Genomic DNA, 23,639 nt, shown 5'->3' with positions numbered 1-23,639 from the left:
CGTCGCCAACCCCTCCCCACAAGGGGGAGGGACTGAGAGAGTGCATCGTCGGCTGTATTCGAACCACCGGATCGATTGCCCGGGCTTCGCCCGATTGCTACTCACTCCGCGGCTTCCGCGTAGCTTTCGACCGGCGGGCAGGTGCAGATCAGGTTGCGATCGCCGAACACGTTGTCGACGCGGTTGACCGGCGACCAGTACTTGTCGACGCGGAAGGCGCCGGGCGGGAAGCAGGCCTGCTCGCGCGAGTATGGGCGATCCCATTCGCCGACGAGGTCTTCGACGGTGTGCGGGGCGTTCTTGAGCGGGTTGTTGGCTTTGTCGGCGCGGCCCTCCTCGATGTCGCGGGCTTCCTGACGGATGGCCAGCATCGCTTCGCAGAAGCGGTCGAGTTCGGCCTTGGTCTCGCTTTCCGTCGGCTCGATCATCAGCGTACCGGCGACCGGCCAGCTCATGGTCGGCGCATGGAAACCGCAATCGATCAGGCGCTTGGCGACGTCGTCGACAGTGACGCCGCAGCTGTCGACCAGCGGGCGGGTGTCGATGATGCACTCATGCGCGACACGCCCGGCCTCGGACTTGTAGAGCACGTCGTAGGCGCCCTTGAGCCGTGCCGCGATGTAGTTGGCGTTGAGGATCGCCACCTTGGTCGCCTGCGTCAACCCTTCGCCGCCCATCATCAGACAGTAGCTCCAGGAGATTGGCAGGATGGAGGCGGAGCCAAAGGCAGCTGCCGAAACCGCGCCCGAGCGGCCGTCCGTTTCCGGGTGGCCGGGGAGATAGGGTGCCAGATGCGCCTTGACGCCGATCGGGCCCATGCCGGGACCGCCGCCGCCGTGAGGGATGCAGAAGGTCTTGTGCAGGTTGAGGTGGGAGACGTCGGAGCCGATATCACCTGGACGGGACAGGCCGACCATGGCGTTCATGTTGGCGCCGTCGAGATAGACCTGGCCGCCGTGCCTGTGCACCAGGTCGCAGATTTCCCTGACTGTTTCCTCGAAGACGCCGTGCGTCGAGGGGTAGGTGATCATGCAGCAGGAGAGGTTGTCTGCATACTGCTCCGCCTTGGCGCGGAAATCGTCGAGGTCGATGTCGCCGTTTTCGCGAACCTTGACGACCACGACTTTCATGCCGACCATCTGGGCTGAGGCCGGGTTGGTGCCGTGGGCCGAGGTCGGGATGAGGCAGACGTCGCGGTGGCCGTTGCCATTGGCGATATGGTAGTTGCGAATAGTCAGCAGGCCCGCATATTCGCCCTGCGCGCCGGAGTTCGGCTGCATGGAGAAGGCGTCGTAGCCGGTCACGGCGCAGAGCTTATCCGTGAGATCGTCGATCATCTCGCGGTAGCCAAGCGCCTGATCCGATGGCACGAAGGGGTGGATGTCGGAAAACTCCGGCCAGGTGATCGGCAGCATTTCSGCTGTCGCRTTCAGCTTCATCGTGCAGGARCCGAGTGGGATCATCGAGCGGTCGAGCGCCAGATCGCGGTCGGAGAGCCTGCGGATGTAGCGGGTCATCTCGCTTTCGGCGCGGTTCATGTGGAAGATCGGATGCGTCAAGTATTCGCTGGTGCGGGCGAGGCCTTTCGGCAGGCGATAGCTTGGTTCGAAATCGGCGACGGCGAAACTGCCGCCGAAGGCGCGCCAGACGGCTTCCAGCGTTGCCGGGCGGGTGCGCTCGTCGAGGCTCATGCCGATCTTAGTTGCGCCGACCTTGCGCAGGTTCACACCCTCGGCGACGGCAGCGCGCAGGATGACGCCCTGCATGTGGCCGACATCGACGGTAAAGGTGTCGAAGAAGGCCTCCGGCTCGATGGCATAGCCAAGCTTTTCCAGGCCCTTGGCCATGAGCACGGCCTTCTGGTGGACCTGCTGTGCGATCGCCTTGATGCCCTTGGGGCCGTGGAAGACGGCGTACATGGACGCCATGACGGCGAGCAGGACCTGTGCTGTGCAGATGTTGGACGTCGCCTTTTCGCGACGGATGTGCTGTTCACGGGTCTGAAGGGACAGACGGTAGGCGCGGTTGCCGCGGGCATCGACCGAGACGCCGACGAGACGGCCGGGCATGGAGCGCTTGTGTGCGTCCTTGACCGACATGTAGGCCGCATGCGGGCCGCCGTAGCCAACTGGGACGCCGAATCGCTGCGAATTACCGACGGCAATGTCGGCGCCCATTTCGCCTGGTGATTTCAGCAGAGTCAGCGCGAGGATGTCGGCGGCGACGATGGCGATGGCGCCGGTCTGGTGCAGGCGGGAAATCAGACCCGTAAAATCATGCACATGGCCGTGCGTGCCCGGATACTGGAAGATGGCGCCGAAAACGTCGACCGGGTCGAGATCGGTGAAGGGGTTGCCTGTGATGACGCTCCAGCCGAGCGGTTCGGCGCGCGTCTTGATCAGTTCGATCGTCTGCGGATGGCAGGCGGCGTCGACGAAGAAGGCCCTGGCCTTCGACTTGGAGACGCGCTCGGCCATGGCCATGCCTTCTGCGGCTGCGGTTGCTTCATCGAGAAGCGAGGCATTGGCGACATCGAGGCCGGTGAGGTCGCAGATCATCGTCTGGTAATTCAGCAGCGCCTCGAGGCGGCCCTGGCTGATCTCTGGCTGGTAGGGCGTATAGGCCGTGTACCAGGCCGGGTTTTCCAGGATGTTGCGCTGGATGACCGGCGGCGTGATCGTGCCGTAGTAGCCCTGGCCGATCAGTGAGACGAGCACCTTGTTCTTGTTGGCGGTCTCGCGCAGCTTGTCGAGCGCCTCGCGTTCCGTCATCGGCGCGCCCCAGACGAGCGGCGCCTTCTGGCGAATGGAGGGCGGGACGGTCGCGTCGATCAACCCATCGAGGCTATTGTAGCCGATGACCTTCAACATGTCCGTCATTTCGGCCGGGGAGGGTCCGATATGGCGGCGGTTGGCGAAGTCGTACGGCTGGTAGTCGGTGAACTGGAATTCTGTCGGCGTCGTCATTACGCGGTGAGCTCCTTGTAGGCCGCCTCGTCGAGCAGGCCATCGGCGTCGGCGCCGTTCTTGAGCTTCAGCTTGAAGAACCAGCCGGCGCCTTGAGGATCGGAATTGACCAGCGACGGATCGGCAACGATGGCCGGATTGACCTCGGTGATCTCGCCATCAAGCGGACAATAGACGTCGGAGGCAGCCTTTACGGATTCGACCGTTGCGGCGTTGTCGTTCTTGGAGAAGGTCGCGCCGACCTCAGGAAGCTCGACGAAAACCAGGTCGCCGAGTTGATCGACGGCATAGTTGGTGATGCCCACCGTTGCAACGCCGCCTTCGATCTTCAGCCATTCGTGTTCCTCGGTAAATTTCAGCATTGTTCGTCCTCTCTCTGAAAAAAGGTTTAGCGTTTGTAGGTCGGCGTGATGAAGGGCAGGGCGCTGACGGTGATGGGCAGATACTTGCCGCGCACCTCGGCGTAGATTTCGGTTCCCGCGGCAGCGTGGGAGATCGGGACATAGCCCATGGCGACAGGGCCTTCGACGCTCGGGCCGAAGCCGCCCGAGGTGACTTCGCCGATTTCGGTCTTGCCCTCGGCATCGGCATAAAGCTTTGCGTGGCTGCGCACCGGCGCCTTGCCTTCCGGCTTCAGGCCGACGCGGCGACGCGAGGCGCCGTTGTCGAGTTCGGAAAGGATGCGGTCTGCACCGGGGAAGCGGCCGGCGCGAGCGCCGCCGGTCTTGCGGGCCTTCTGCATGCCCCATTCGAGCGCCGCTTCAACGGGCGTCGTCGTGGTGTCGAGATCGTTGCCATAGAGGCAGAGGCCGGCTTCCAGGCGTAGCGAATCGCGGGCTCCAAGGCCGATCGGTTGGGCATCCGGATGCTCGAGGAGGCGCTTGGCGATGTCTTCCGCCATTTCGTTCGGCACCGAGATTTCGTAGCCATCTTCTCCGCTGTAACCGGAACGCGACACAAGACAGGAAACGTCGTGCAGATGGCAGTGGCGCACGTCCATGAATTTCATCGAGGCGACATCGGCCCAGAGTTCGGCCAGCACATCGACTGCGCGAGGTCCCTGGAGCGCGATCAGAGCGCGGTCGAGCACGGTGATGTCGCAGGTCCCACCGATGTGTTTTTGCAGATGTGCGAGATCAGCGTCCTTGCAGGCGGCGTTGACGACGACGAAGAGGTGGTCGTCAAGATGAGTGATCATCAGGTCGTCGAGGATGCCGCCATTGTCGTCCGTGAAGAAACCGTAACGCTGGCGACCTTCCGCGAGGCCGAGGATGTCGACGGGAACGAGGCTCTCGAGTGCAAGGGCCGCATCCTCATACTTGCCCGACTTGGCCTTGATGACGACCTGGCCCATGTGGGACACATCGAAAAGACCGGCGGCGGCGCGCGTCTGCAAATGCTCCTTCATGACGCCGGCGGGATATTGCACCGGCATGTCGTAGCCGGCGAATGGCACCATACGGGCGCCGAGCGACACATGCAGCTGATGCAGCGGGGTTTTCTTGAGGGCAGCAGTATCGTCCAACGACGCCTCCGGGGTTTGCGCGTGGAATTCCATGCGCGGGCTCAAACTTTCAGGCGCAGCTACGCCTTGTCTTTCGAGCCCCCTCTGTCCCTTTGCCTGAGATTGTTATCCCTTCGGCGCGCGTTTCAAGAACGCTTCTCTCCAGAGTTCCGTCTGCCCCTTGCTGGTCCTTTGGCCTGAGAGTTTCCGGGGCGGTTGCTCCTTCGGCACCGATCGCAAACGGACCGGCTTCTCCCAACAAGGTTGAGCGCAATTATCTGGCCATGACGGTACTTGGCAAGAGGGGAATGTCGCCATCGAACATATTTTTGTCGCGTGACCCGAATACGGACGAAGAGTGCCGGCCCTCGGCGGGGTCAGACGTCCTCGTAGAACTGCAGCGCCTGCTTCAATCCGGCTTGCGGCTGTTTCTGCCCCATGGTCATGAGATCGAGGGCGACTTCGGTGGACTGAATGATGTTTGACGGTTCGTCGATGTCCTGACCGCTGTCGCCTTTGGTCTTCCGGTCGGCAGCGCGACGTGCTTCCTTTGCGGCCGTACTTGCTGGTACGCGCTGAGGGATACGCAGCGTTTCGAATGCTGCGGCGGCCGTGCTTGCGGATATGGTGCCTACCAGGACTGTCATTTTGTGAGCTTACAGGAGCGCCGGTTCGCGACAGGCTAAGAAAAATCATCGCATTTTATGCAATCCCAATTCGACCCCAATTTTGCGTGGTCCAGAATTGGATTTCACACTCTGCTGCGGTAAACCGTGTGCATGACTCAAGCTCTTCTTGTCGCATTCGGCGGCGCAATCGGTTCGGTTCTCAGATACTACGTCGGCCAGTGGGCGCTTAGGGCGGCAGGGCCGGCGTTTCCGTGGGGGACGCTGACGGTCAATGTCGTCGGCTGTTTCGTCATCGGCGTCTTCGCCGAAATGATCGCGCGCAGGTTCTACGCTTCGCCGGAACTGCGGTTGCTGCTGATCACTGGATTCCTCGGCGGCTTCACGACGTTCTCCGCCTTTTCCCTCGATGCCATCTCGCTCTTCGAACGCGGCGCAGTGATAGCCGGGGCGGCCTACATGATCGCAAGCGTGGGCCTTTCCATGGCTGCCGTTATCGCAGGCCTCGCGATCATGCGGGCCATCTTCTGAGATTACGATTTCCGTTTTCAGGAAAAATGCTCTAAAGCCTGCGACAAAGGCCGCGCTTGGCGCGAGCGACAGTTTTCCGAAAGAATATAGATGGCTGGCATTGAACATATAAAGGTGGAACCGGACGAAGCGGGCATGCGGCTCGATCGCTGGTTCAAGATCCATTTCCCCGGGCTCGGCTTCGGTCCGCTTCAGAAGCTCATGCGCTCTGGGCAGGTGCGCGTCGATGGTGGGCGCGTCAAAACCGATGCGCGCGTGCAGCCCGGACAAGTCGTGCGCGTCCCGCCGCTGGATGTCGATGCTAGATTGAAAAACACACCGATCGCCAGTCACGATCTGAAGCATTCGGGCGATTACGAACTGCTGCAGCGCATGGTGCTGCATGAAGACGACAAGGTGATCGTTTTGAACAAGCCAGCCGGCCTTGCAGTGCAGGGCGGGTCCGGCGTGACGCGGAATGTCGACAAGATGCTTGAAGCCTGGACCAGCCCGAAGGGCGAGAAGCCGCGGCTGGTGCATCGTCTCGACCGCGACACGTCAGGCGTCCTGGTCATCGCCCGTACCCGGGGTGCCGCACAAAAGCTGACGGCCGCCTTTCGCGAGCGCGATACCAAGAAGACATACTGGTCTCTGGTGAAGGGCGTGCCGCGCAAGCACGAGGACAAGATCTCCACCTGGCTGGTCAAGGAAGCGACGCCGGACGGCGACCGCATGCGTGTTGCCAAGCATGGAGAGGATGGTGCCGATCACGCGATTTCCTATTATCGCGTCATCGAGACCGCCGCACAGAACCTCGCCTGGCTGGAGATGGAGCCCTATACCGGCCGCACACACCAGCTGCGCGTCCACGCGTTGCACATCGGGCATCCCATCATCGGCGATCCGAAGTATTTCGACGACGACCACAACTGGGATTTCCCCGGAGGCGTCCAGAAGAAGCTGCACTTGCACGCGCGCAAGATCGACATTCCGCATCCGTCGGGCGGACGCCTGCGCATCACCGCACCCCTGCCGCCGCACATGGTGCAGACCTGGAACCTGCTGGGGCTTGATCTTGCGTCGGCGGAAAGGGAAGACCAGGAATGAAACTGGCGCTGTTTGATTGCGATGGAACGCTGGTGGACAGCGCCGCGCTCATTCATGAAGTCATGGCGCGTACCTTCACACATTTCGGCTACGACAGGCCCGACGTATCGCTGACAAAGTCGATCATCGGCCTGACCCTCGACATCGCGATCGCGCGAATGCAGGCAAAGCCGCATGTCGACGACGAAGCCGTGGCAATGACAGCGCATTACAAGGCGATCTACGCTGACGTGCGCGATGAGCCGGGCATGGACGTGATGTTGTTTGACGGCATCAAGCCGCTCATCCAGACGCTGGCTGGCAAGAACGAAATCCTGATCGGTGCCGTGACCGGAAAGTCGCGGCGCGGTCTCGTGCATATCCTTGAGACGCACGGCTTTGCGCCGCATTTCATCGTTTCGCGTACTGCCGACGACTGTCCGTCGAAGCCGCATCCGGCGATGGTCATGGAGTGCTGCAGCGAAACAGGCATGAATCCAGCCGATACCATTGTCATCKGCGACGCCGTCTACGATATGCAGATGGCAAAGGCCGCGGGTGCAACCGCGGTGGGTGTTTCCTGGGGTTATGCCAGCGTCGAGGACCTGGTTGCCGCAGGTGCCGACAGTATCGCCTACCGTCCAGGCGACGTTTTGAAGCATTTTTCCTGAGGTGACGCCATGCGCGATCTGCTGAACGACCTGTCCGAAGGACTGAGCAATCCTGACCCGATCCGCCGCGCGCAGATCCAGATGAAGAAGCCGCTGCCGAAGCGCTTCTACAACACCGTATCCGTTGCCGCGCGTGACGAGGGATTTGCAGTCGAACTGGACGGCAAGCCGGTCCGGACGCCAGCACGTCAGATTCTGGCCCTCTCGACGCCGGCACTCGCGGAGCTGGTCGCCGCCGAGTGGCACGCGCAGGTCGATGTCATCGATCCGGCAAAGATGCCGGTGACGCGGCTCGTCAATACGGCAATCGACGGCGTGGCCACGGATATGCAGGCCGTCTTCGAAGACATCTTGCGCTTTTCGACCAGCGACCTCCTCTGCTACCGGGCTGACAGTCCTGAGGCGCTGGTGCAGCGGCAGGCGGAACGCTGGGATCCGGTGCTCGACTGGTACGCCAACGACCTGGGTGCCCGCTTCATGCTGATCGAAGGCGTCATGCATCACGATCAGCCACACGAGGCTATTGGCGCGTTCTCGGCTGTGTTGCGCAGACACAGCGGCGCAATGGCGCTCGCTGCCCTTCATACGATTACCACCCTGACCGGCTCTGCTTTGCTGGCGGTCGCCTTTGCCGAAGGCTTTCTGCGGATGGAAGAGGTTTGGTCGCTTGCCCATCTCGATGAAGACTGGACAATCGAGCATTGGGGTAGCGACGAAGAGGCCGAAAAGAGACGGGCGCAGCGTTTCGAAGACTTCAAAGCGGCCGTGAGTGTTTTTTTGGCGTTGAGAGACTGAAACAGGTTGCCTTGATGCCTGTTATGGCGAAAATCTGCGACTCTATCGGGGGCGGGCGCGGGTTTTCTATATGAATTGGCTTAGGTCGAGTTTTTTTCGGGTCGCGTTGATCTGCGTGGCGCTGACATCCTGCGCTACCTTCTTCTCCAGAGGGCAGCCGTCGCCTGTGTACGATGTTCGCAATGTCGTGGTATTGGCCGGGCCCAACATCCCGGCGACAGTGCTTGCCGGGGTCGGCGATCGCGTCAACAAAGCAATCAATGCGACAGTGCGGACCGAGGTCTATCCTCGCGTTGTCCTGACCATTCGGGTCCTTTCCGTTCAGAAGGGGCAGGGCTACGACAAAAAGCACAGCGTTGCCAAGGTGACGGTCGATGCCGCATCGGTGGATGACGGTACTGTGATTGCAGTCAGCTCGTTCGAGGTCAACAGTAAATCAAACAGCGCAGATGCAGCCGACGAAATCCTGGCCGAGGACATCTCGGCCCGGATACGTTCCATATTTTCCCTTAGTGCCGGCCACGCATAAAACATGAGCCGCATGCGCGGCGAGGGGTGTCCATGAAGGAAATTCTCATAGAACTCGAGCGTCGCCGCGGTGTCGCCCGGCTGGGCGGAGGGCAGCAGCGCATCGATGCGCAGCACAAGCGCGGCAAGCTGACGGCACGCGAGCGTATCGACCTGTTCCTAGACGAAGGGTCGTTCGAGGAGTTCGACATGTTCGTCGAACACCGGTCTACGGATTTCGGCATGGACAAGAGTCGGATCGCCGGCGATGGCGTTGTGACGGGCTGGGGAACGGTCAGCGGCCGGACCGTTTTCGTGTTCGCCAAGGACTTCACGGTCTTCGGGGGCTCGCTTTCGCAGGCGCACGCCGAAAAGATCATGAAAGTGCAGGACATGGCGTTGAAGAACCGCGCGCCGATCGTCGGCATTTACGATGCCGGTGGCGCGCGCATTCAGGAAGGTGTCGCGGCGCTCGGCGGTTATGCCGAGGTCTTCCAGCGCAACGTGCTGGCATCCGGCGTCATCCCCCAAATTTCCGTCATCATGGGGCCATGCGCCGGCGGGGATGTGTATTCGCCTGCCATGACCGACTTCATTTTCATGGTGCGCGACAGTTCCTACATGTTCGTGACCGGTCCTGATGTAGTGAAGACGGTCACCAACGAGACCGTGACAGCGGAGGAGCTTGGCGGGGCGTCGGTACATACGACACGGTCTTCGATTGCCGATGGGGCATATGACAACGACGTCGAGACGTTGCTGCAGGTTCGCAGGCTGATCGATCTGTTGCCGCAATCGAACACTTCGGCCGTGCCGGAAATCGCTTGCTATCAGTCGGTAACCGAAACGGATGCCTCGCTGGATACGCTGGTGCCTGGGAACGCCAACAAGCCTTATGACATCAAGGAACTGATCCTGAAGACCGCAGATGAGGCTGATTTCTTCGAGATCCAGCCGAGTTTCGCCGGGAATATCGTCTGCGGCTTCGGGCGAATCGAAGGATCAACCGTCGGCTTTGTCGCCAACCAGCCGATGGTGCTGGCCGGTGTGCTCGATAGCGATGCGTCGCGTAAGGCGGCGCGTTTCGTGCGCTTTTGCGATTGCTTCAACATTCCGATCGTGACTTTCGTCGACGTGCCAGGGTTCCTGCCGGGCACGGCGCAGGAGTATGGCGGGCTGATCAAGCACGGCGCCAAGCTGCTCTTTGCCTATGCCGAGGCGACCGTTCCGAAGCTCACCGTGATTACGCGCAAGGCCTTTGGCGGCGCCTATGACGTCATGGCGTCCAAACACCTTCGCGGCGACCTTAACTATGCCTGGCCGACGGCGCAGATCGCGGTCATGGGTGCCAAGGGCGCGGTGGAGATCATCTTCCGCAAGGACATCGCCGATCCGGAAAAGATCGCCGAGCATACGAAGATGTACGAGGACCGATTCCTGTCTCCCTTCGTCGCTGCCGAGCGCGGTTATATCGATGAGGTCATCATGCCGCATTCGACACGCAGGCGGCTTGCGCGTGGTCTCAGGATGCTTCGCAACAAAGATCTGGCCAATCCCTGGAAGAAACACGACAACATTCCACTCTAGAGAGTAAAAAGTGGGGAAAACCAAACAAAATCAAGAGGAAGTGATCGCACGTCAGCGATCCGTGTCTTCATTCCTCTTTGTGAAGCAGCTAACGCTCGGCTGTCATTACACAAAAGGAGAGTTTTCATGTCGAGTTTGGAACGTCTGAACGCATATCAACCCTATGCGCTTGCCGCTCTCAGGATCATCACTGCCTTGCTGTTCATCGAGCATGGCACGATGAAGCTTTTTGCTTTCCCCGCTGCACAGATGGAAGGCTCGCTGCCGCCCCTGATGCTCTTTGCCGCTCTTCTTGAAGTGATCGGCGGTATTCTTATTCTGATTGGCTTCTTGACCCGACCCGTTGCCTTTATCCTCTCCGGCCAGATGGCGTTCGCCTATTTCATGGCGCATTATCCGAAGACCTTCTATCCCGCCCTCAATGGTGGCGATGGCGCGGTCCTGTTCTGCTTCATCTTCTTGTTCTTGGTCTTTGCGGGCGCAGGCGCGTTTTCGGTCGATCGGCGCAAGGCCGCCTAAGAGAATAAAGCTGTGGCCGAGGCGCGTTGGCCACAGCTTCGCCTCATGCCGCCAATTTCAGGCCGCCGATGCCGGCGACGATCAAGCCGATGCAAAGCAGGCGTGCAGCGGTGGCGGAATCGCCAAGCAGCCAAATCCCAAGCAGGACCGTTCCAACCGTCCCGATTCCAGTCCATACGGCGTATGCTGTGCCGATCGGCAGGGTCTTGACAGCAAGGCCCAGCAGAATGACGCTGACCACCATCGAGATCGCCGTCAGGACGGTCGGAACAGGGCGCGTGAACCCGTCGGTATACTTCAGGCCGATCGCCCATCCGCATTCAAAAAGTCCAGCGAGAAACAGTAAAAGCCATGCCATTCGATTCTCCGTGTGAGGCGTTGAGCCCGCTCCCCGCGACGCGTGCGTCCCTGACCGAACCGGTCAACGCCATGTCGTGACAGTCAAAGCGAGGCTCCTCGCCAGGTAGGAAGGCGCATCGCCTGCATACCACCCGTTTCTTGCGCGCTAGGCCAGTCTCTCCGCGTGCCATCGCAGATGATCGTCCATAAAGCTCGAAATGAAGTAGTAGGAGTGGTCGTAGCGCTCGTGCATGCGCAGCGTCAGCTTGATGTCGGTCTCCGCGATAGCCTCCTCGAAGAGCCACGGCCGGAGACCGTTTTCGAGAAAGCCGTCGGCCTTTCCCTGGTCGATCAGGAACTCCGGGAAGCGTGCTCCGTCGCTGACCAGGGCGCAGGCGTCGTACTTGCGCCAGGCAGCGCGATCGGGACCAAGATATTTTTCAAGCGCGGGCGCAGACCAGTCGGCGGTCGAGGGTTCGACGATCGGGGCAAAGGCGGAGCAGCTCCTGAAACGTTCGGGATTCTTGAGGGCTATGGTGATCGCGCCGTGGCCGCCCATGGAATGACCGAAGATGCCCTGGCGGCTCATGTCCATGCGAAAGTGCTGGCTGACATAGGCGGGGAGTTCCTCAGTGATGTAGCTGTACATCTGATAGTTCCCGGACCAAGGCTCCTCGGTTGCATCGAGGTAGAAGCCGGCGCCTTTGCCCATCTGCCAGTTGGTAAGTTCGTCCGGTACGTCATTGCCGCGCGGGCTCGTATCCGGGCAGACGATGATGAGCCCGAGTTCGGCGGCCATGCGCCGGTATTCACCCTTTTCCATGACGTTGGCATGGGTGCAGGTCAGGCCCGAGAGGTACCAGAGGACCGGGCAGGGCCCGTTGATCGCCTGCGGCGGCACGAAGACCGCAAACGTCATATCGCATTTGCAGGCTTCGGACGCATGCGTGAATACGCCCTGCATGCCGCCGAAAGCGGTCGCCTGGGAAAGGATGTTCATTCTAGTCTCCGGTCTTTGGGACAGCGGCCTTGGCGCGACGGCACAGGCGATCAAATGTTTCGAGGAAGCGAGATCGGTCCTTCGGGCTGAAGGCGGCGTTGTAGCCCTTGCTTTCGCCGGTTTCCCTGAGATGGGCGCCAAGGTCCCGCATGGCGCTTGCCATGCCGATGTTCGTGTCGTCGAACACGCGACCGGTCGGGCCGCTGACGAACGCACCGGTTGCGACACAACGAACGGCAAGAGGCACGTCGGCGGTAACCACGAGGTCACCTTGTCCGGCGTGCTCGGCGATCCAGTTGTCGGCCGCGTCGAAGCCGCTGGAGACGATCACGTTGTGGACCATCGGATCGCGCGAAGGGCGCAGGCCCGAATTGGCGACGAAGGTCACCTCGATGCCATGACGTTCGGCAACCTTTAGGATTTCCTGCTTGACCGGGCAAGCGTCTGCGTCAACGTAGATCATCGTGGTGCCCGTATCATATCGACATGCGGTATACCGTCCTCGAGATATTCCTGCGAGGTCGTGGCGAAGCCAAAGCTGCAGTAAAAACGGACCAGATGGCTTTGCGCCGACAATGCGATGGGTTCGTTCGGGAAAAGGCGATCGCAGATGGCGATGGCCTCGCGCATGACGGCTTCGCCCAAGCGCTTGCCGCGATGGGTCGGAGACACGACGACCCTGCCGATTCTGGTAGGTGCCGCCGGCAGCGCAGGTGCGAACAACCGACAGGACGCCGTCAGTTCGCCATTGTGTCTGAGGCATAAATGCAAGGCATCCGCATCCTTGCCATCAAGCTCGGGATAGGGACAATTCTGCTCTACGACGAAGACATCGACGCGCATCTTAAGGAGGTCGTACAGCTCGACGGCGGAAAACTCTTCGAGCCTCCGCACATCGACGCTGTAGGCGCAGGCAGTCATCAGTAGACGACCACGCCGCGGATACTTTCGCCGGAATGCATCAGCTCGAAGCCCCTGTTGATGTCTTCGAGCGGCATGGTGTGGGTGATCATCGGGTCGATCTGGATCTTGCCGTCCATGTACCAGTCGACGATTTTCGGCACATCGGTACGGCCGCGGGCACCACCGAAAGCCGTGCCCATCCAGTTACGGCCGGTGACGAGCTGGAACGGACGGGTGGAGATTTCCTGGCCGGCACCGGCAACGCCTATGATGACCGACTTTCCCCAGCCGCGGTGCGAGGATTCCAGCGCCTGGCGCATGACCTTGGTGTTGCCGGTGCAATCGAACGTGTAGTCCGCGCCGCCGATCAGGTCGCCGTTGCGCTTCGTCATGTTGACGAGGTGCGGTACGATGTCGTCGCCGACTTCCTTCGGATTGACGAAGTGCGTCATGCCGAACTTTTCGCCCCAGGCCTTGCGGTCGTTGTTGATGTCGACGCCGATGATCATGTCGGCACCGGCAAGGCGAAGGCCCTGCAGAACGTTCAGGCCGATGCCGCCGAGACCGAAGACGATGGCGGTCGCGCCGATTTCCACTTTGGCCGTGTTGATCACGGCGCCGATGCCTGTCGTGACGCCGCAGCCGATGTAACAGATCTTGTCGAACGGTGCGTCGGGATTGACCTTGGCGAGCGCGATCTCCGGCAAGACGGTGAAGTTGGCGAAGGTCGAGCAGCCCATATAGTGATGGATCTTGTCCTTGCCGATCGAGAAGCGTGACGTGCCGTCAGGCATCAGGCCCTGGCCTTGCGTTGCTCGGATCGAGGTGCAGAGGTTGGTTTTGCGCGACAGGCAGGAATAGCACTCGCGGCATTCCGGGGTGTAAAGCGGAATGACGTGGTCGCCCTTCTTGACCGAGGTCACGCCAGGACCGACATCGACAACGACGCCCGCACCTTCATGGCCGAGAATTGCCGGAAAGAGGCCTTCCGGGTCGGCGCCGGAGAGCGTGAAATCATCCGTATGGCAGATGCCGGTCGCCTTCACCTCGACCAGCACTTCTCCGGCACGCGGCCCTTCAAGCTGCACGGTCATGACTTCGAGCGGTTTTCCAGCCTGTACGGCAACGGCGGCGCGAACGTCCATCTTGGGGTTCTCCAATGCTGATTTGATCGCGCGGACTTTTGCACACGGGGCGAGGACGGCTCAAGGGAAAACCCGTCATCGGCGCCGATTTCCTTGTCCGGTGAGCAGGTTGCGCCGATCTCTGTGCTGGTTGCGTCAGAAAAGGTTGCCGACTGCAAATACGATCGCATAGCCGTGCATGGCAATGGCAGCATAGAGGCCGAACCCAACCAGCATTCGCTCGGGATCCGTCATCTCCTCGAGCTTCTGGCGGGGTTTGGCGGATCGCGCTCCGATCAGGCTGACGATGGTAAAAACCAGCAGCCCCACCATCAACATAGTCGCGGAGAGGCCGATCTCAAAGCCGATAAGGAGGATGCAAAGGGTAACGAAAAAGCTGGCGGCAATCTGCGACCACCTGGTGCGGAAAATCTGCCGCAAGACCTGCCCACCGTCGAAGCGATGCATGGGCAGGAGGTTGAGCAAGTTGAATGCACCCAAAATCAACAGGAAAACCAGCAAGGGGGAGCTTGAAGCCGCCGGGAATAGTCCCTTGTCGGCGAGTTGGTGGGCAACGATGAGGATCGGAACGAGGAATGCCGACATTCCCGCCCCCATCAGCGCGCAGGTCGCGACTTCGAACAGCGAACGGTAAGGCCTGCCGCCGATCGCCAACCCGCCCAGCAGCGGCACGAAGATCATCCTGACCGACGCATGACCGAACATCCGGTAGGCGGCCATGTGTCCCAGTTCATGCAGGGCGATCACCAGCGTTAAAAACGTCGACATCATCAGACCTTGCATTGTGAGACCCAGGAATGGCCACAGAAGAAGGGTAGACAGGACGGCAAGTCCAACCTGGACGAGCGGGTGCTCGAAATGGCCCTGTGGGCGCGATTCACCGGTCTTCAGCCACCCCTCCAACGCCCGCATTTCACGCCTCAGGGCAACGTAGCGGAAAATCAGGAAGGCAAGACCGCGATAGCGATCGGTCTGGTCGATCTCAAGCAGTGCACCGTCGGGCGTCGGGCGGACGATGCGACGCTCGCGAAAGTCTTTCCAAAAGGATGGATCCAGTGTGCTGTCGTCGATGACGGACGATTGGAAGCCGTGAGCATTGCCCGATACCGCGGACAGCGGTTCAAGAGCGAGCAGCCTGCGCAGAGGCAGGCCATTCTTGTCCGGGTGCGTGTAGGTCTGCTCGACAACGCCGCGGCGGCTTGCAAGCGGCTTGCTGGTGATCACCGAGTGGTGCCAGTCTCCGGCCGCTCCCGCAGGGTGCATGGCGCTCCAGAGGGTCTCAGGCGAACATGGGAAGGTTCGGCTCAGGTGCAGCGTCCTGATCCCGAGCGGTAGGCGCATCAATAGCCCCAGCAAGCCGAGATTGATGAACAGCAGCAGGATCGCCGATTGCAGCACAGTCATTTGCGCACTCCATCCGGCAGATTGCCGGATGGCCCCATTTTAGGTCCCGACCCGTTAACGAAAGCGAATCGTTTCCTGATGCCGTCCCGTGCCAAAAAGGCTCAGGCAAACTCCATGATCACCGCCAGGACAGCCAGACTTTCGCCAGCTTTGGCATTGATCTTGCCGACGGTCAGGTCGCGCTCGGCGCGCAGAACGTTTTCCATCTTCATTGCTTCGACAACGGCAAGCGTTTCGCCCGCCTTGACCTCCTGACCCTCAGTCACGGCAATCGAGACCACGAGCCCCGGCATCGGGCAAAGCAGAAGCTTCGACGTGTCGGGCGGCAACTTGACCGGCATCAGCTTGTCCAGCTCTGCGTGGCGAGGCGTGAAGACCTTGGCCTTCACCGACAGGCCCTGCCAATCGAGCCTGATGCCGTTCAGGATCGGCCGAAGCTGCGCGGTGACGCTGACTTTTCCGACCTTTCCGCGCCAGACCGGATCGCCCGGTCTCCAATCGGTGACAATATTGACGACCGTGCCGCCGATAGCCATGTCCATCTCGAATGGGATGGTGACCAGCCCGTCGAGCAGCCGGATGTCAACGTATTGCTCATTGAGCTTCACAGCCCATTCCTCGCGAAGCGCGCCGGAGGCGGAGTGCAGCCGGTCGTCAAAGCGCTCTCGCCGGTTCGCCTCGATCAGCGCGGCTGACAGGGCGATTGCCGCGAGGCTTGCCTGCTGCCCGTCGTCGGGCATCATTGGAGCAAAGCCGTGCGGATATTCTTCGGCAATAAAGCCGGTCGACAGGCGGCCCTCGCGCCAGCGTGGATGTTTCATCAGGGCAGAAAGGAATGGTACATTGTGTTCGATGCCATCGACCACGAAGCCGTCCAGGGCTTGGCCCATCGCCTCGATCGCCTCGAGACGCGTCGGCGCCCAAGTACAAAGCTTGGCGATCATCGGGTCGTAGTACATGGAGATCTCCGCACCTTCGAAGACGCCCGTATCATTGCGAACGATGGCATTGCCGGACCGACCTTCCGCCGGCGGCTGATAGCGTGTCAAACGGCCGATGGAGGGCAGGAAATTGCGGTAGGGATCTTCGGCGTAGAGCCGGCATTCGATCGCCCAGCCGTTCAGTTTGATGTCGCCTTGCACGAACGGAAGCTTTTCGCCTGACGCAATACGGATCATCTGCTCGACGAGATCGATGCCTGTCACCAGTTCGGTCACGGGATGTTCGACCTGCAGGCGCGTATTCATTTCAAGGAAGTAGAAATTGAGATCGCGATCGACGATGAACTCGACCGTGCCGGCGCTCTGATACTCCACGGCCTTGGCGAGTGCCACGGACTGTTCGCCCATGGCCGCACGCGTCGCCTCGTCAAGGAAAGGCGAGGGCGCCTCTTCGGCGACCTTCTGGTTTCGGCGCTGGATGGAGCACTCACGCTCACCGAGATAGACGACATTGCCATGTGCGTCGGCCAGGACCTGGATCTCGATGTGACGCGGATCCACGACGTACTTCTCGATGAAGACGCGATCATCGCCGAAAGAACTCTTCGCCTCGGAACGCGCGCGATCGAAGCCATCGCGCACCTCGGCCTCGCTCAAGGCGATCCGCATTCCCTTGCCGCCACCGCCAGCAGATGCCTTGATCATGACGGGATAGCCGATTTCGGCGGCGATCCTTTCGGCGTGTACGGCGTCCTCGATGACCCCGAGATAACCGGGAACGGTGGACACCCTGGCGGCATTGGCGAACTTCTTCGATTCGATCTTGTCGCCCATGGCCCTTATCGCCTTGGGCTTCGGACCGATGAAAACAATGCCCTCCTTCTCGAGGGCTTCGCAGAACGAAGCCCGCTCGGACAGGAAACCATAGCCCGGATGGACCGCCTGCGCGCCGGTTTGCTTGCAAGCGGCGATGATCTTTTCCGCCACGAGATAGCTTTCGGCGGCCGCAGCGGGACCGATGTGAACGGCCTCGTCGGCCATCTCGACGTGGAGCGCATCCCGGTCGGCATCCGAATAGACGGCGACGGTCGCAATTCCCATGCGGCGCGCGGTCTTGATGACGCGGCAAGCGATCTCGCCGCGATTCGCGATCAGGATTTTCTTGAACATGAAGACTCCACCCGTGACATGTGCTCCGGAGTTTTACGCAGAAAGACCAGAACGCACAATCAGGCGAAATACGAACATGCGGCCGGGATCACGCGACAGCCGTCTCGCTGCCGAAGGTGTCATCGACGATGCGCAGCCAGCGGCTGCGTCGAGCCGGTTCGGCGTACTCGACGAGCCGCAGGCCCTCCAGAATGCTTGCCCAGCGCGGATGATTGGCCGTGGGCAACGTTTCCTCACCGATCCGCATGAGAACGCCCCAGGTCAGCGGCTGAACGTTGACGTCGCCGCCGTCACAGATGCCACGGAGAATACGCATGACATAGTCGACATCCTGGCGCGTGATGCCTTTGCGATCAACGGAGCGGCAGAGCTGATAGCCCCCCACATGCTGCGAAATGGCGAGACGAAGCTGATCAAGCGCAAAAGCGCGCAACTCGTCGGGGACATGCGCGGCAATCTCGATCACATGAAGAACGAGCTCCAGCTCCAGCGCAGAGTTTACAACGCCATCGGTCGCAACCACACGCATCAGCCACGCGACGTTTATCTCGTCGAGCGATCCCTGCGGATAGCTGTGATTGACGATGAATGCGGCGAGTTGCTCCACGAAGAAAGCACTCCATTCCGGGCATTTTTCAGGGCAGGAATTGTTCAGCGCCAGCATGACGACGACGTCGTCCGGTGTCCGGATTCCGTCCGGAAAGCTGTACTTGCGCAGCAGGCCGATATCCTCGACGGCCAGCCGATGCTTTCCGGCAATGACACATGCCGGAAAAGCGAGGCGAAATTCGCTCATCTTTTATCTCCAGGCCTCATCATGAAGCCGAAGATTCTTCTAGCGCCAGCAAATTGACGATCCCTCAATATGTGAGGTTAACGAACAATTGGCGCAATCACGCCGCTTTTAATGACCGCGCCTGGATGCGCTCGCGCCATATGATGAAGAGGCCCGACGCAACGATGATCAGGATGCCGATCCACTTCGAAAAGCTGGGAAAGTCGCCGAACAGCGCGTAGCCGAGAACGGTCGCCGAGATGATCTCGAAGTACTGGAAGGGCGCCAGGAGCGATAGCGGCGCCATGCGGAACGCCCTGACGACGATCATATGGACATAGCCGGAGAGCGAACCCAGAATCATAAGCAGGACGAGTCCGAGACCGGACGAAGGCAGCGACACTTCGAAATCGCTCACACCCAAACCGTTTCCAACGAACAATGCGGCCGTCATGAACAGTGTACCGCCGATGCCGGCCATGGTCTGCATCGTCAAGGGTGAGTCCGCCATGCCGATCGCTCGATTCATGAAGAGATAGAGCGAAAACAGAAACGCGCAGGCCACAGGCAGTAACGCCTTGAGGCCGAAGATCTCATAGCTCGGCTGGATGACGATCATCGCGCCGCCGAAGCCGACGACGATCGCCGTCCACCGCCGCCAGCCGACCTTCTCGCCGAGAAACAGGGCAGAGAGGCCCGCGAGCATGAAGGGCTCGACAAAATAGATCGCGAATACGTCGGCCAGCGGCATGTATTTGACGGCAACGAAAAACAGCAGGCTGGCCGCGCCATGCAGCGCGCCGCGAAGCAGGTTCATCCATGGCCGTTTGGCATGCAGCGCCTTCCAGCCGAAAATGGCGAAGAGAATCGGCAGCGTGCAGACCAGTTGAAAGAAAAACCGATAAAAGGTGACCTGGCCGGGCGACATGCCCTCGAACGTCGCCATGTACTTGGCGATGGCATCCATCGCCGGCAGGACGATCATAGCACCCGCCATAAGGAGCATGCCTTGAAGCGGATTGTGGTGTTCGAAATCGGTTTTCATTCTTGAAAATTTCGTGGAAAGGTCCGTCGCCTATACAGAAATAGTAAACAATGGTGAAGGCTCGAATGTCGATCAGGCCATGGTTCCAAAAGCCGGAGCGTAGTCGACCCTGCCCGTCGTCGCGCAAGAAGTGCCGGCAAGCGGCAGCACCATGAAATGCGGACCCGCATATGGCGACGAAAAGCCGGCCGCGAGGTCGGTGCGAAAACCGAAGCGGCCGTAGTAGTCCGCATCGCCCAATACAAAGACCGCCGTCCACCGATCGGCCTTGGCGCGCATTATGGCAGCGTTTGTCAGCGCCGCACCGATCCCCCGATTCTGGTGGCTGGGCAGAACGGACAGCGGTGCCAGACCAAGAGCACGAAACGGAGCCGACATCGGCGAAAGCATGACGTGGCCGACGATCGCGTTACCGTCCGTGGCCACGAGCGAAATGGCAGCATCTCCGTCTTGACGGAGGCGCTCGACCAAAATGGCCTCATCGCGTTGACCGAATGCCTCTTCAACGACGGAGCCAACAGCGGCGGCATCATTCTCGTTTTCGTCCCGGATGATCATCTGGGCACCATAGGCAGAATCAACGAGGACGCAATCGTGCGACGCGCAAGGCTCGGCGAAATCGCGACGAGCCGAAAAACAGCGTATCGGCACGACGAATCGCACGGCTCAGCTCATCGCATGCGTAAGCTAGCCAGAAGCTTCGGTCCAAAGGGCAGGTGGCAGCTGAGTTCGACGTCACGGGGGGCGAAAACCAATGGCTCGAAGCCAATCAGATCGCGCGCCGCTCCGGCAAGAACGGGTCGATCAAAACTCAGAAGCATAACTATCTGAAGTCTCACACTCTGGTGAGAAATGGTGCGGTCGAGAAGACTCGAACTTCCACGGGTTGCCCCACAGCGACCTCAACGCTGCGCGTCTACCAATTCCGCCACGACCGCATCGTGGTAGGTGCCGGTTTGTGCCGGCGACGCAGCATGTAGCAAAAGGATTCCGGGGACACAAGTGCGATGTGACAGATTTTTTCAAGTGAAGTGACAGCGTTTGAATCGGCAGCGAAACGGAGCCATATAGAAGCTCGAGCGAAGGCCTGCAAAGACGAGGCGGGCGACAAGGATTGGCCATGTTACGCACAGATCTCGAGTTTTCCATGATTCCGATTGCCGGTTCGCGCCCAGTCCGGTGGCGTATCGCCGACGGGCTCGTGCCTTATGTGGAGGCTGTGGATATCATGGAGCGGGAAGTCGCGGCGATAGCGGACGGCGGCGATGAGCTGGTCTGGCTCGTGGAGCATCCGCCGCTTTACACCGCCGGCACCAGTGCCGATGCCAAGGATCTTGTGCAGCCGGATCGCTTTCCCGTGTTTGCGACGGGCCGTGGAGGCGAATACACCTATCATGGCCCCGGTCAGCGAGTGGCCTATGTCATGCTCGACCTCAAGCGCCGGCGTCAAGACGTTCGCGCATTCGTCGCGGCGCTCGAAGACGTGATTATCCGCACGCTCGATTCGATGAACATCCGCGGCGAGCGTCGGGAAGACCGTGTTGGCGTATGGGTCCGGCGGCCCGAGAAGCCGCCGCTGCCTGATGGAACGATGGCCGAAGACAAGATCGCAGCGCTCGGTATCCGGCTCCGGAAATGGGTGACCTTTCATGGCCTGTCACTGAATGTGGAGCCCGATCTCGATCACTTCGGAGGAATCGTTCCTTGCGGTATCTCGGCGCACGGGGTTACCAGCCTCGTCGACCTAGGCTTGCCCGTGATGATGGCGGATGTGGATATTCGGCTTCGCGAGGCGTTCGAATCGATTTTCGGCGAGACCGTGAACGACGCTCAGCACACACTTTGACGGCGAGCGGAATAGGGCCGGTCTACCGGCCCTATCGGTTCCTGAAGCCCTGCTATTTGTCGCCGACATCGCGGCAGGCGTCGGTATGAGAAGCACCGCCGTCGCCGCCTTGGGTATGGACCTTGCTGCTCTTTAACATGTAGCTGCAGTCCGGAAGCGGCTTGATGCTCGCTGTCGCCATCCTGTCGACCTTCGCCGCGACATGGACCGGTGCGAACCCGTCGCTGTCATTGTTGTAGTCGTTCGAATACTCAGACGCCTTGTGTTGTGCGTAGTGGACGGCCTTGGGCGGTGCCGTCTTGACGGGAGAGAAGCCGTCACTGTCGTTCGAGTAGTCGTTGGAATATTGAGGTTGGGCGAAGGCCGTGCCCACCATTCCGAAGGCCAAAATTGCAGCAGCGGCGGCAAAACGAATACGCATTGTAGATCTCCTCAATCCATCGTTGTAAACAACGTGGTGTCAAACCCTCGGCAAAAATGAGTTCGCGCTTGAATTGAGGCGGGAATGTGAACGAAACGCACGGCAGAGCCGAACATTTTATCAAATGAAATCACGGCATCGCGACTGGATTTGATCGGTTTTTGATAATGCTCCGGCGGCTAGACTATAGGGCGCAGCGTAGGATTTACAGCAATCATGACGCGCCTTCATTGTGCTGAACAACTTCATGAACGATGCGCACCGCCTGCTTATTGCGCGCTGACGCTTGGGACAAAGCCACCAATGAGCGATTCCACCAGTTCGGGCGTAAGTTCGCTGAAGTGCGAGATGATCTGCGTCGGCTCAAGCGTCTCGATCGGAACATCGGAATAGCCGAAAGGGACTGCGATGGAGGGAACGCCTGCATTGCGCGCGACGAGGATGTCATTGGCGCTATCGCCGATCATGAGGACGCGGCGCGGATCGCCTCCCGCCATCTGGATCGTACCAAGCAGATGACCTGCGTCCGGCTTGCGGACGGCGAAGGTATCTCCGCCCGTGATCGCATCGAAGTATTCGGTCAGCTTCAGCTGATCCAACAGCGTGCGGGCCAGTGCTTCCAGCTTGTTGGTGCAGACGGCGAGCTTGTATCCGCTGGATCTCAGCTGGACCATTGCGCTGACGAGCCCGGGATAGGGTGTGGTACGGCCCGGCATATTTTCGCTATAATGGGCGATGAAACGGTCGAGCAGCGGAGGCAAGGCTTCCGGCTCAAGCGGATGCCCCTGCAGCTTGCAGGCACGCTCGATCATAACCTTGGCGCCGTGGCCGACCAGGTGCGTGAGATCGTCGTAGCCCACAGGGGCGAGACCGAGCGCGGCAATCGTATGATTCAGGCTTTCGACCAGATCGACATGGGTATCGAGAAGCGTTCCGTCGAGATCGAAGACGACAAGTGCAGGGGTCAAGGGATTTAGCCTGTTCGCTATTGGAATATGGTGCTGAGGTAAGTGATGAAGGCCGCAAAAGCAACGCTTTGCCGGTCGCGGTTGTGCGATCGGATATCTATCCCGGATTTCGAAAAGCGCAGTGCTATTTTGGCTTTCGTTTGGCAGGCGAGCCGTGTAAACAGCTCAACCAACGTAACATTTGGAGTAAGCGGCGCATGGATGCCCGCGAAATGAAGATCAGAGCCGCCGAAGCCGCACTCGCCCATGTGGAGAGCGGGATGCGCCTTGGAATTGGAACAGGCAGCACCGCGGAGGAATTCGTACGGCTGCTCGCGGAAAAAGTCGCGGACGGCTTCAGGGTGGAGGGCGTGCCGACGTCGGAACGGACCGCCCGGCTTTGCGTTGAACTCGGTGTACCGCTGAAGTCTCTGGACGAGTTGCCGCAACTCGATCTCACCATCGACGGTGCAGACGAGATCGACGCCGGTCTCCGGTTGGTCAAGGGCGGCGGCGGTGCGCTATTGCGCGAGAAGATCGTCGCGGCCGCCTCCAACCGTGTGATTGTCATCGCGGACGAAACGAAGCTGGTACAGACCCTCGGGGCATTTCCATTGCCGATCGAAGTCAACATCTTCGGCCTCGTGTCGACGCGGATGGCGATCGAAAAGACAGCGTCGAAACTCGGGCTCACCGGCAGTCTGACGCTTCGCCAATCCGGCGACGGAGTTTTCACCACAGACGGCGGACACTATATAATCGATGCATCTTTTGGCCGCATTCCTGATGCAGAGGCGCTCTCAAACGAGTTGAACTCGATACCCGGCGTCGTGGAACACGGACTCTTTCTCAATATGGCCGCGCTTGCGATTATCGCCGGCCCAGATGGCGCACGCGAGCTGCGGGCAAACAGGTAACAGGAGCTATGAAAC

At 60.3% G+C, this 23,639-nt stretch carries 25 protein-coding genes, 1 tRNA gene and 1 riboswitch; of the genes, 9 read left to right on the top strand and 17 right to left on the bottom strand.

From position 1 onward, the window contains the following. Nucleotides 1–101 precede the first annotated feature (101 nt). The 4 genes from gcvP to AC1DMK_RS02690 form a co-directional block, all read right to left on the bottom strand. Nucleotides 102–2,966, bottom strand: coding sequence for an aminomethyl-transferring glycine dehydrogenase (gene gcvP, locus AC1DMK_RS02705; RefSeq protein WP_037066353.1), 2,865 nt, complete (start codon nucleotides 2,964–2,966; stop codon nucleotides 102–104). Then, a complete protein-coding gene (gcvH, locus tag AC1DMK_RS02700) occupies nucleotides 2,966–3,328 on the bottom strand; it encodes a glycine cleavage system protein GcvH (protein ID WP_037066350.1) in 363 nt (120 codons plus the stop codon). Before gcvH ends, gcvP begins: the two co-directional genes overlap by 1 nt. Nucleotides 3,329–3,354: 26 nt before the next feature. Continuing rightward, complete coding sequence (gene gcvT / locus AC1DMK_RS02695) at nucleotides 3,355–4,491, bottom strand: glycine cleavage system aminomethyltransferase GcvT (RefSeq protein ID WP_037066436.1); 1,137 nt, start codon at nucleotides 4,489–4,491, stop codon at nucleotides 3,355–3,357. 154 nt (nucleotides 4,492–4,645) lie between these two features. Then, a riboswitch (glycine riboswitch) is annotated at nucleotides 4,646–4,738 on the bottom strand. A gap of 109 nt (nucleotides 4,739–4,847) precedes the next feature. Then, on the bottom strand, nucleotides 4,848–5,117 hold the full coding sequence (locus AC1DMK_RS02690) for a hypothetical protein (RefSeq protein WP_037066347.1): 270 nt from the start codon (nucleotides 5,115–5,117) through the stop codon (nucleotides 4,848–4,850). A 132-nt stretch (nucleotides 5,118–5,249) separates the two neighbouring features. Here AC1DMK_RS02690 and crcB point away from each other — a divergent pair, with 132 nt between their 5' ends. The 7 genes from crcB (at nucleotide 5,250) to AC1DMK_RS02655 (ending at nucleotide 10,771) form a co-directional block, all read left to right on the top strand. Continuing rightward, the gene (gene crcB, locus AC1DMK_RS02685; protein ID WP_037066344.1) at nucleotides 5,250–5,627 is read left to right on the top strand and encodes a fluoride efflux transporter CrcB; all 378 of its coding nucleotides are present in this window, start codon (nucleotides 5,250–5,252) and stop codon (nucleotides 5,625–5,627) included. Between the two features lie 90 nt (nucleotides 5,628–5,717). Then, nucleotides 5,718–6,713, top strand: a complete 996-nt coding sequence (locus AC1DMK_RS02680; protein WP_037066341.1) for an RluA family pseudouridine synthase — start codon at nucleotides 5,718–5,720, stop codon at nucleotides 6,711–6,713. Further along, a complete protein-coding gene (locus tag AC1DMK_RS02675) occupies nucleotides 6,710–7,363 on the top strand; it encodes an HAD-IA family hydrolase (RefSeq protein WP_477856977.1) in 654 nt (217 codons plus the stop codon). Before AC1DMK_RS02680 ends, AC1DMK_RS02675 begins: the two co-directional genes overlap by 4 nt. Nucleotides 7,364–7,372: 9 nt before the next feature. Further along, entirely contained in the window at nucleotides 7,373–8,158 is a 786-nt protein-coding gene (locus AC1DMK_RS02670) for an ATP12 family chaperone protein (protein WP_477856975.1), read from the top strand. 70 nt (nucleotides 8,159–8,228) lie between these two features. Then, on the top strand, nucleotides 8,229–8,687 hold the full coding sequence (locus AC1DMK_RS02665; protein WP_037066331.1) for a hypothetical protein: 459 nt from the start codon (nucleotides 8,229–8,231) through the stop codon (nucleotides 8,685–8,687). Nucleotides 8,688–8,719: 32 nt separating this feature from the next. Next, nucleotides 8,720–10,252 (top strand): acyl-CoA carboxylase subunit beta, encoded by a 1,533-nt coding sequence (locus AC1DMK_RS02660; protein ID WP_477856973.1) that lies wholly within the window; start codon nucleotides 8,720–8,722, stop codon nucleotides 10,250–10,252. Between the two features lie 126 nt (nucleotides 10,253–10,378). After that, entirely contained in the window at nucleotides 10,379–10,771 is a 393-nt protein-coding gene (locus AC1DMK_RS02655; protein ID WP_037066326.1) for a DoxX family protein, read from the top strand. A gap of 43 nt (nucleotides 10,772–10,814) precedes the next feature. Here AC1DMK_RS02655 and sugE read toward each other — a convergent pair whose 3' ends face one another. From sugE to AC1DMK_RS02600, 11 genes are all read right to left on the bottom strand, one after another. Continuing rightward, nucleotides 10,815–11,129, bottom strand: a complete 315-nt coding sequence (gene sugE / locus AC1DMK_RS02650; protein WP_037066324.1) for a quaternary ammonium compound efflux SMR transporter SugE — start codon at nucleotides 11,127–11,129, stop codon at nucleotides 10,815–10,817. A 147-nt stretch (nucleotides 11,130–11,276) separates the two neighbouring features. Then, complete coding sequence (gene fghA / locus AC1DMK_RS02645) at nucleotides 11,277–12,110, bottom strand: S-formylglutathione hydrolase (protein WP_477856970.1); 834 nt, start codon at nucleotides 12,108–12,110, stop codon at nucleotides 11,277–11,279. A gap of 1 nt (nucleotide 12,111) precedes the next feature. Beyond that, complete coding sequence (locus AC1DMK_RS02640) at nucleotides 12,112–12,573, bottom strand: YaiI/YqxD family protein (RefSeq protein WP_037066319.1); 462 nt, start codon at nucleotides 12,571–12,573, stop codon at nucleotides 12,112–12,114. Beyond that, complete coding sequence (locus tag AC1DMK_RS02635; protein WP_037066317.1) at nucleotides 12,570–13,031, bottom strand: GNAT family N-acetyltransferase; 462 nt, start codon at nucleotides 13,029–13,031, stop codon at nucleotides 12,570–12,572. The genes AC1DMK_RS02640 and AC1DMK_RS02635 overlap by 4 nt, the downstream gene beginning before the upstream one ends. Next, entirely contained in the window at nucleotides 13,031–14,158 is a 1,128-nt protein-coding gene (locus AC1DMK_RS02630; protein WP_037066314.1) for an S-(hydroxymethyl)glutathione dehydrogenase/class III alcohol dehydrogenase, read from the bottom strand. Before AC1DMK_RS02630 ends, AC1DMK_RS02635 begins: the two co-directional genes overlap by 1 nt. 135 nt (nucleotides 14,159–14,293) lie before the next feature. Continuing rightward, a complete protein-coding gene (locus AC1DMK_RS02625; RefSeq protein WP_477856967.1) occupies nucleotides 14,294–15,562 on the bottom strand; it encodes a zinc metalloprotease in 1,269 nt (422 codons plus the stop codon). Nucleotides 15,563–15,663: 101 nt separating this feature from the next. Next, nucleotides 15,664–17,673: an acetyl-CoA carboxylase biotin carboxylase subunit gene (locus AC1DMK_RS02620; RefSeq protein WP_477856965.1), complete on the bottom strand. Its 2,010-nt coding sequence runs from the start codon at nucleotides 17,671–17,673 to the stop codon at nucleotides 15,664–15,666. Nucleotides 17,674–17,761: 88 nt separating this feature from the next. Beyond that, nucleotides 17,762–18,469, bottom strand: coding sequence for a hypothetical protein (locus AC1DMK_RS02615; protein ID WP_477856963.1), 708 nt, complete (start codon nucleotides 18,467–18,469; stop codon nucleotides 17,762–17,764). A 97-nt stretch (nucleotides 18,470–18,566) separates the two neighbouring features. Further along, a complete protein-coding gene (locus AC1DMK_RS02610; RefSeq protein WP_477856961.1) occupies nucleotides 18,567–19,493 on the bottom strand; it encodes a DMT family transporter in 927 nt (308 codons plus the stop codon). 72 nt (nucleotides 19,494–19,565) lie between these two features. After that, nucleotides 19,566–20,051, bottom strand: coding sequence for a GNAT family N-acetyltransferase (locus AC1DMK_RS02605; protein ID WP_477856959.1), 486 nt, complete (start codon nucleotides 20,049–20,051; stop codon nucleotides 19,566–19,568). Between the two features lie 295 nt (nucleotides 20,052–20,346). Beyond that, a tRNA-Leu gene (locus tag AC1DMK_RS02600) sits at nucleotides 20,347–20,431 on the bottom strand. A 182-nt stretch (nucleotides 20,432–20,613) separates the two neighbouring features. Here AC1DMK_RS02600 and lipB point away from each other — a divergent pair. Continuing rightward, a complete protein-coding gene (gene lipB, locus AC1DMK_RS02595) occupies nucleotides 20,614–21,339 on the top strand; it encodes a lipoyl(octanoyl) transferase LipB (RefSeq protein WP_477856957.1) in 726 nt (241 codons plus the stop codon). 52 nt (nucleotides 21,340–21,391) lie between these two features. Here the strand turns inward: lipB and AC1DMK_RS02590 are convergent, their stop codons facing one another. Next, nucleotides 21,392–21,760 carry a hypothetical protein gene (locus tag AC1DMK_RS02590; RefSeq protein ID WP_477856955.1) on the bottom strand — a complete coding sequence of 123 codons (369 nt, stop codon included), beginning with the start codon at nucleotides 21,758–21,760 and terminating at the stop codon, nucleotides 21,392–21,394. Between the two features lie 269 nt (nucleotides 21,761–22,029). Then, nucleotides 22,030–22,728, bottom strand: coding sequence for an HAD family hydrolase (locus tag AC1DMK_RS02585; RefSeq protein ID WP_477856953.1), 699 nt, complete (start codon nucleotides 22,726–22,728; stop codon nucleotides 22,030–22,032). A 197-nt stretch (nucleotides 22,729–22,925) separates the two neighbouring features. Between AC1DMK_RS02585 and rpiA the strand changes: the two genes are divergently transcribed. After that, nucleotides 22,926–23,624 carry a ribose-5-phosphate isomerase RpiA gene (rpiA, locus tag AC1DMK_RS02580; protein WP_477856951.1) on the top strand — a complete coding sequence of 233 codons (699 nt, stop codon included), beginning with the start codon at nucleotides 22,926–22,928 and terminating at the stop codon, nucleotides 23,622–23,624. Nucleotides 23,625–23,639 lie beyond the last annotated feature (15 nt).

Source organism: Rhizobium sp. 05L419, from assembly GCF_056397845.1.
The sequence above is the reverse complement of the archived record's forward strand: the minus strand, read 5'-3'. Positions and strand labels throughout refer to the sequence as shown.